Below are 6,380 nucleotides of genomic sequence, written 5' to 3'. Positions count from 1 at the left end.
CAGCTTGGTAGAGTACTTGGTTTGGGACCAAGGTGTCGCAGGTTCGAATCCTGTCTTCCCGATACTGTAGAAAGGTCGTGTGACCTTTTTTATTTTGTTATAACAAAAAAAGGCCATCAGGCCTTTTTTCGTTATAATAGTTGGTATTCGTCAATTAGCATGATGGTTTCTCGTCCTTTGTTATCAACGATTCTGACTTGCCTTGGGTAGTAAGGGTCGAAAGGAATAAGGAAATCAACAGCGATTTCTAGGGGGAAGTCTTTTTGACTGAAGCGAAGGGTTGTTTTTCCTTTGCGATTGATCAGTTCAAATTTTAAAACAGAATTTAAGGGGTAAACGTGTTTGAGATAGTTATCAATGACATACCAGAAACTATCGATAATATCATCTGGTAAGCTGGTCATGACACCAAAACTTGCATAGCGACCTCTTGTATTTGTAAACGCCATAGTGTTTCCCTTCCTATTTTTATTAAGTACATAGTACTTGTTTTACTTGGATATTGCAAGTATTAAGTTCGAAAAAAAGAGCTTTCGCTCTTTCCAACTTTATTTATTTCGCAGTTCAACATAACGGTTGTACCAAATTTTAATGTATTCCTCAGAGAATGGACCTAACTGGTTGTTAATCCAGTCTACAAGGATTTTGACATTTTCTTTTAGGATAAAGTCAATGTCATCTGAATAGTTCATTTTGCGTTTGTGCTGTTCGTATTCTTCTACGTCCAGCAGTTTCTTATCACCATCTGGGAAGACTTTGACATCAAGATCATAATCTATATACTTTAGTGCTTCTTGGTCCATATAATATGGACTGGCAAGATTACAATAATAGGATACTTCATTATCTCGTATCATAGCGATGATATTGAACCAGTACTTCTTATGAAAGTAGACAATTGCTGGCTCTCTTGTAATCCATCTTCTACCATCGCTCTCTGTGACGAGAGTATGATCATTGACGCCGATAAGTGCGTTTTCCGTAGTTTTTAGTACCATGGTGTCCCGCCAGGTTCGGTGGAGACTTCCATCATGTTTATAACTTTGAATTGTAATAAAGTCGCCTTCTTTAGGTAGTTTCATAACTTACCAACTTTCTACAATCTAAGTACATCCTCTATATTGTATCATATTTTCATGAAAATAAGGGATTTTCATGTATTTTTATTTAAAGGAATTCTCGAAGAGCTGTAGAAATGTCAGAGTAGTCATAGCCTTTGCGAGCAAGAGCTTGGGTGAGGCGTTGTTTGAGTTCGTAGCCCTCATATTTTCGTGAGTATTTCTGATGCTGTTTTTCTAGTTCCTTCATAATCAGGTCGAGAGTTTGTTCTTCATCTTGCTCGATGTCTAATTGGTGATAGACGTTCTTAGCAACTTCATAACTAAAGCCTTTATTGATGAGAGTTTGTGTGATTTTATCTTTTAAGGCTCTTGGTGGAAGTTTTTTAACGTATTGTTTAGCTAGTTTTTGGGCAGCTCGTTGAGCTACTTCGGAAAAATCAAATTCTGAGGTAATCTGATTAATATAGTGGGAAGAGACACCTTTTTGAATGAGCTTTTGCTTGAGGAGATAGGGTCCCTTGTCACCTGAGAGGTGATTGGATTGAAAGATAGCACGAGTATAGGCCAAGTCATCGATCCATTTGTCTTCTTTTAGGGTGTTCATGACGGTTTCAATGGTAGATTCGTCAATTTCATGCTTGGCTAAGTAGTCGCGAACTTCGCGGCCTGTACGGGCTTTAAAGGAAAGGTGGTAGAGGGCTAAATTTTTAGCATGGGAGAGCTGGGCAAAGGTTTGGATTTCCTTGAGTTCTTCCTGGCTAATTTCCTTGTCTCGTGAGAGCATGAAGCGGACGATGGTGTCTTCTGTAATGTAGAGGGATTGGGCTTGATCCAGCTCTAGAAGGTAGAGACGTTTTTTCTTTTCTAATTTGGTGATTTTCATAGGATTCCTGTTTCGTTTGAGTTTTATGATGGTAAATGATCAGTCCTTCTCTCTATATTATTCGTAGTATTTTTGAGAAATGGTCCCTGATTCCTTGTTTTTCTTTTCAATTCTATCATATTCTAAACGAATGAGAAACTACATGGTATAATAGACATATGAATCTAAAAGTTAAACAAAGAATTCCTTTGAAAATCAAGCGAATGGGAATTAATGGAGAAGGGATTGGCTTTTACAAGAAGACCTTGGTCTTTGTGCCTGGGGCTTTAAAGGGTGAAGATGTCTTTTGCCAAATTACGGCGATTCGGAAGAATTTTGCAGAAGCCAAGCTCTTGTCCGTCAATAAGGCTTCCAAGTATCGGGTAACGCCAACCTGTGATATTTATGAGACCTGTGGGGGCTGCCAAATCATGCATCTGAAGTACAGCAAGCAGTTGGAGTTCAAAACAGACTTATTGCAGCAGGCTTTGAAAAAATATGCTCCTAAAGGCTATGAAAATTATCTAATTCATCCGACGCTTGGGATGAAAAAACCTCAGTATTATCGGGCTAAGCTCCAATTTCAGACGCGTAAATTTAAGGGGCAGGTTAAGGCTGGTTTATACGCTCAAAATTCCCATTATTTGGTGGAATTAAGGGACTGTCTGGTCCAGGATCCGGTCATTCAGGAAATTGCTAATCATGTAGCGGAGCTATTGACCTACTACCAGATTCCAATTTCAGATGATCGGAAGCAATTGGGGGTTCGAACCATTATGGTGCGTCGGGCTCGCAAGTCTGGTCAGGTCCAAATGATCGTGGTGACGAGTCGGCAACTCAATTTAACAGACTTGGTCGCAGACCTAGTAGAAAAATATCCTGAAATTGTAACGGTGGCAGTCAATCTGAACACTTCTAAATCAAGCGAGATTTATGGGGAGAAGACACAGATTATTTGGGGACAGGAGACCATTCGAGAAGGGGTCTTGGATTATGAATTTTCCTTGTCTCCTCGTGCCTTTTACCAGTTAAATCCTGAGCAAACCGAAGTCCTCTATAGTGAGGCTGTGAAGGCCTTAGATGTATCACCAGAGGATCATTTGATTGATGCATACTGCGGGGTTGGGACCATTGGTTTCGCCTTTGCGGACAAGGTAAAGAGTGTACGGGGGATGGACATTATCCCTGAAGCGATTGAGGATGCCAAATACAATGCTAAGCAGATGGGATTTGATAACACCCACTACGAAGCTGGGACAGCTGAGGAAATCATCCCTCGCTGGTACAAAGAAGGCTATCGAGCAGATGCAGTCATTGTGGATCCACCACGGACAGGACTTGGCGTTCAATTGATTGATACCTTGTTGCGCTATGCTCCTCAAAAGATGGTCTACGTCTCTTGTAATGTTTCGACCTTAGCACGAGATCTTGTAGACTTGACCAAGGTGTATGATGTTGTCTACATCCAGTCAGTAGATATGTTTCCCCATACAGCTCGGACAGAGGCTGTGGTGAAGTTAGTCAAGAAAGCTTAATAGAACAGGAATCAACAATGGATATTTGGGAAATCATGTATAAAAAGGCCAAGGCCCTCTACCGTCCCCATGAAGTATCTGATTTTGTCTATGCGCAACACGTGGTTGCAGCTATTGAGGCAGAGGACGGACAAATTTTTACAGGCTTTTGTATGGAAGGGACCTGTGGATTCTTCCATTTGTGTGCGGAACGAGCGGCTCTCTTTAATATGTACCAAGCATCTGGTCAAACCAAGGTAAAACGAATTTTAGCCTTCCGAGATCGACCACCTTATGGCGGTGGCTCTGGAATGCCTTGTGGGGCTTGTCGAGAGTTCTTAATGGAACTTGATCCAGCTAATAGCCAGTTGGAGTTTATGGTCGATTATGAGAGTCGGAAGACTATTACTCTGGGAGAGTTGATGCCCTTTTGGTGGGGAGAAGAACGGGCCAATCAGAGGGCCGAAGAGCTTTCCCAGGAGGAGTATTAGTTTCCCAAGAGCTTAGATGAGAGAAGAAATGTGAGAGTGAGAGATGGACAATAAAATTGATGTATCGATTCCAGTTGCTCAAGTCATTGATCAACATCCGGAAGTGTTGGATTTGTTGGTGGAGTTGGGCTTTAAACCCTTAGCCAATCCCATCATGCGCAATACAGTTGGGCGCAAGGTTTCCTTAAAACAAGGATCAAAATTTGAAGGCACTCCTATGGACAAGATTGTACGAACGCTAGAGGCCAATGGCTATGAAGTAGTGGGGCTAGACTAATGAGTGATGAACGAATTCATGTCTTAAGAGACATCTTATTAGACCTGCATCATGGTGCTTCTCCTGAATCGGTCCAAGAGCGCTTTGATGCGACCTTTAGCGGGGTGTCTGCGATTGAGATTTCCCTCATGGAGCATGAGCTGATGAACTCCGATGCAGGCATCACCTTTGAGGATGTCATGGAGCTGTGCGATGTCCATGCCAATCTCTTTAAGAACGCTGTACAAGGGGTCGAAGTGGCAGATACAGACCATCCAGGCCATCCGGTTCAGATCTTTAAACAGGAAAACCTGGCCCTTCGGGCCGCTATGATGCGGGTCCGCCGTTTGCTGGATAATTATGAGACGACGGAGGATCCTGAGATGATCCAGGAGATTCAGAAAGGCTTGTTGCGTCAGTTGGGCTTGGTGGGTCAATTTGATCGCCATTACCGCCGGAAGGAAGAGTTGATGTTTCCCATTATGGAGCGCTATGGTCATGATTCCCCTCCCAAAGTCATGTGGGGAGTAGACGACCAGATTCGAGAACTTTTTGCGAAAGCTTTGGACGTAGCCAAAGACCTGCCTGATTCTCCTATCTCAGAAGTCAAGGAACGCTTTGAGGCCTTTGCGCAAGAGTTTGAGGCCATGATCTTCAAGGAAGAGTCAATCCTCTTGATGATTTTGCTGGATGCCTTCACTCAGGATGATTGGCTCTCCATCGCGGAAGAAAGTGATGCTTATGGTTATGCCATCATCATTCCGAGTGAGAAATGGGTGCCGAAACGCGTGGACTTTAAGGAAGAAGGAGTAATTGAGACAGAAGGTTCAGGTGAAGTCCTTCTTTCTTCAAATGGAAGCGAGCAAAGCCAAGTCATTGAGACTCCTGAGGGACAACTGACCATTACTTTTAGGCCTAAGAAAAAAGAAGAGAGCTTCGATCGCCAGCAACCACAAGCTTTTGGCCATGGCTTCCTCTCTGTGGAGCAGGCGAATCTGATCTTGAACCATCTGCCGATGGAGATCACCTTTGTTAATAAGGATGATATTTTCCAATATTACAATGATGCAGCGCCTTTTGAGGAGATGATTTTCAAACGGACACCGTCGCAGGTAGGACGCAATGTCGAACTGTGTCACCCGCCAAAATACTTGGAGAAGGTCAAAGCCATCGTACAGGGGCTTCGAGAAGGGAAAAAAGACAAGTACGAAATGTGGTTCAAATCAGAATCACGTGGGAAATTTGTCCATGTGACCTATGCTGCAGTGCGCGATAAAGCGGGAGAATTTCAAGGTGTCTTGGAATATGTCCAGGATATCCAACCCTATCGGGAGATCGATAGTGAATTTTATAGAGGATTGGAGTAAGAATGAGTTACGAAAAAGAATTTATGAAAGAATTTGAGGCTTGGATCAAGACCCAGGTCATGATCAATGAGATGGCCCTGACAGAAAGCAAGAAGGTCTATGAAGAGGATCAGGACGAGCGGGCCAAGGAAGCCATGATCCGCTACGAGAGTCGCTTGGATGCCTATCAATTCTTGCAAGGTAAGTTTGCCAACTACCACGAAGGGAAAGGTTTCCACGATCTTCCAGATGGCTTGTTTGGAGAGAGAACCTATTAAAGGATCTCTGTGAAGGCCTTTGACTAGCTGGATTTGGCTGAAAATAGCGCAATGACTTGATTTTTCGAGGGATTGTGTTACAATAAAAAAGTTGAACAGACGTCAACGAATTATCGAAAGTAATATTGGTGATGAAACCTTGTTGCCTTAGGGATTGATCACTGGATACGTAGGAGGAAAAATGGCAAAGAAGAACGTCAATCGTGCGAAACAATACAAACATCAAAATAGACATCTTTTGAAAAAAGCTGTTGCAACTGTAGGAGCAGCTGTTAAAGAGGCACCTAAAAAGGTTGAGAAAGCAGCAAAAGCTGTAGCGAAAGAAGTGAAACAAGCAGCTTCTTCAGTGGAAGAATTCGCTGCAAGCTTGGATGGTGTAGCCCTTGATCGTGCGCAAACATTCTATGATGAAGGTATTCGCTCTGTTGCGGACTTCGCAAACTGGACAGAAAAAGAGTTGTTGGCCCTTAAAGGAATCGGCCCAGCAACCATCAAAAAATTGCAAGAACTAGGCGTTAAATTTAAATAATCTCTTTTGTGATTTCTTGCTATTTCCAGGAAAACTTGATAAA

Annotated in this window: 9 protein-coding genes; 6 read left to right on the top strand and 3 right to left on the bottom strand. The window is 42.7% G+C overall.

The features are described 5' to 3' along the window. Positions 1–131: 131 nt before the first annotated feature. From ADH49_RS05075 to recX, 3 genes are all read right to left on the bottom strand, one after another. Positions 132–449: a DUF960 domain-containing protein gene (locus tag ADH49_RS05075; RefSeq protein WP_048690403.1), complete on the bottom strand. Its 318-nt coding sequence runs from the start codon at positions 447–449 to the stop codon at positions 132–134. Between the two features lie 99 nt (positions 450–548). Then, positions 549–1,082 (bottom strand): nucleoside tri-diphosphate phosphatase, encoded by a 534-nt coding sequence (locus ADH49_RS05070; protein ID WP_006596828.1) that lies wholly within the window; start codon positions 1,080–1,082, stop codon positions 549–551. An 85-nt stretch (positions 1,083–1,167) separates the two neighbouring features. After that, positions 1,168–1,944, bottom strand: coding sequence for a recombination regulator RecX (recX, locus tag ADH49_RS05065; protein WP_048690401.1), 777 nt, complete (start codon positions 1,942–1,944; stop codon positions 1,168–1,170). A 158-nt stretch (positions 1,945–2,102) separates the two neighbouring features. Here recX and rlmD point away from each other — a divergent pair, with 158 nt between their 5' ends. The 6 genes from rlmD (at position 2,103) to ADH49_RS05035 (ending at position 6,337) form a co-directional block, all read left to right on the top strand. Next, on the top strand, positions 2,103–3,458 hold the full coding sequence (gene rlmD / locus ADH49_RS05060; RefSeq protein WP_048690399.1) for a 23S rRNA (uracil(1939)-C(5))-methyltransferase RlmD: 1,356 nt from the start codon (positions 2,103–2,105) through the stop codon (positions 3,456–3,458). Positions 3,459–3,475: 17 nt separating this feature from the next. After that, positions 3,476–3,928, top strand: a complete 453-nt coding sequence (locus ADH49_RS05055) for a cytidine deaminase family protein (RefSeq protein WP_048690397.1) — start codon at positions 3,476–3,478, stop codon at positions 3,926–3,928. Between the two features lie 43 nt (positions 3,929–3,971). Next, on the top strand, positions 3,972–4,205 hold the full coding sequence (locus ADH49_RS05050) for a DUF1858 domain-containing protein (protein WP_048690396.1): 234 nt from the start codon (positions 3,972–3,974) through the stop codon (positions 4,203–4,205). Next, positions 4,205–5,551 (top strand): DUF438 domain-containing protein, encoded by a 1,347-nt coding sequence (locus ADH49_RS05045; RefSeq protein ID WP_048690394.1) that lies wholly within the window; start codon positions 4,205–4,207, stop codon positions 5,549–5,551. Before ADH49_RS05050 ends, ADH49_RS05045 begins: the two co-directional genes overlap by 1 nt. A gap of 2 nt (positions 5,552–5,553) precedes the next feature. Then, the gene (locus ADH49_RS05040; protein ID WP_006596820.1) at positions 5,554–5,808 is read left to right on the top strand and encodes a DUF1912 family protein; all 255 of its coding nucleotides are present in this window, start codon (positions 5,554–5,556) and stop codon (positions 5,806–5,808) included. Positions 5,809–5,989: 181 nt separating this feature from the next. Next, positions 5,990–6,337 (top strand): helix-hairpin-helix domain-containing protein, encoded by a 348-nt coding sequence (locus ADH49_RS05035; RefSeq protein ID WP_048690393.1) that lies wholly within the window; start codon positions 5,990–5,992, stop codon positions 6,335–6,337. Positions 6,338–6,380 lie beyond the last annotated feature (43 nt).

This window comes from Streptococcus sp. 400_SSPC (assembly GCF_001072745.1).
In the GTDB taxonomy this organism is placed as follows: domain Bacteria; phylum Bacillota; class Bacilli; order Lactobacillales; family Streptococcaceae; genus Streptococcus; species Streptococcus xiaochunlingii.
The sequence above is the reverse complement of the archived record's forward strand: the minus strand, read 5'-3'. Positions and strand labels throughout refer to the sequence as shown.

What these genes read in the sequence shown, in the direction of transcription:
- ADH49_RS05055 (WP_048690397.1), top strand. Translation starts at nt 3,476, where the DNA reads ATGGATATTTGGGAAATCATGTATAAAAAGGCCAAGGCCCTCTACCGT.
- rlmD (WP_048690399.1), top strand. Translation starts at nt 2,103, where the DNA reads ATGAATCTAAAAGTTAAACAAAGAATTCCTTTGAAAATCAAGCGAATG.
- recX (WP_048690401.1), bottom strand. Translation starts at nt 1,944, where the DNA reads ATGAAAATCACCAAATTAGAAAAGAAAAAACGTCTCTACCTTCTAGAG.
- ADH49_RS05075 (WP_048690403.1), bottom strand. Translation starts at nt 449, where the DNA reads ATGGCGTTTACAAATACAAGAGGTCGCTATGCAAGTTTTGGTGTCATG.
- ADH49_RS05035 (WP_048690393.1), top strand. Translation starts at nt 5,990, where the DNA reads ATGGCAAAGAAGAACGTCAATCGTGCGAAACAATACAAACATCAAAAT.
- ADH49_RS05040 (WP_006596820.1), top strand. Translation starts at nt 5,554, where the DNA reads ATGAGTTACGAAAAAGAATTTATGAAAGAATTTGAGGCTTGGATCAAG.
- ADH49_RS05050 (WP_048690396.1), top strand. Translation starts at nt 3,972, where the DNA reads ATGGACAATAAAATTGATGTATCGATTCCAGTTGCTCAAGTCATTGAT.
- ADH49_RS05045 (WP_048690394.1), top strand. Translation starts at nt 4,205, where the DNA reads ATGAGTGATGAACGAATTCATGTCTTAAGAGACATCTTATTAGACCTG.
- ADH49_RS05070 (WP_006596828.1), bottom strand. Translation starts at nt 1,082, where the DNA reads ATGAAACTACCTAAAGAAGGCGACTTTATTACAATTCAAAGTTATAAA.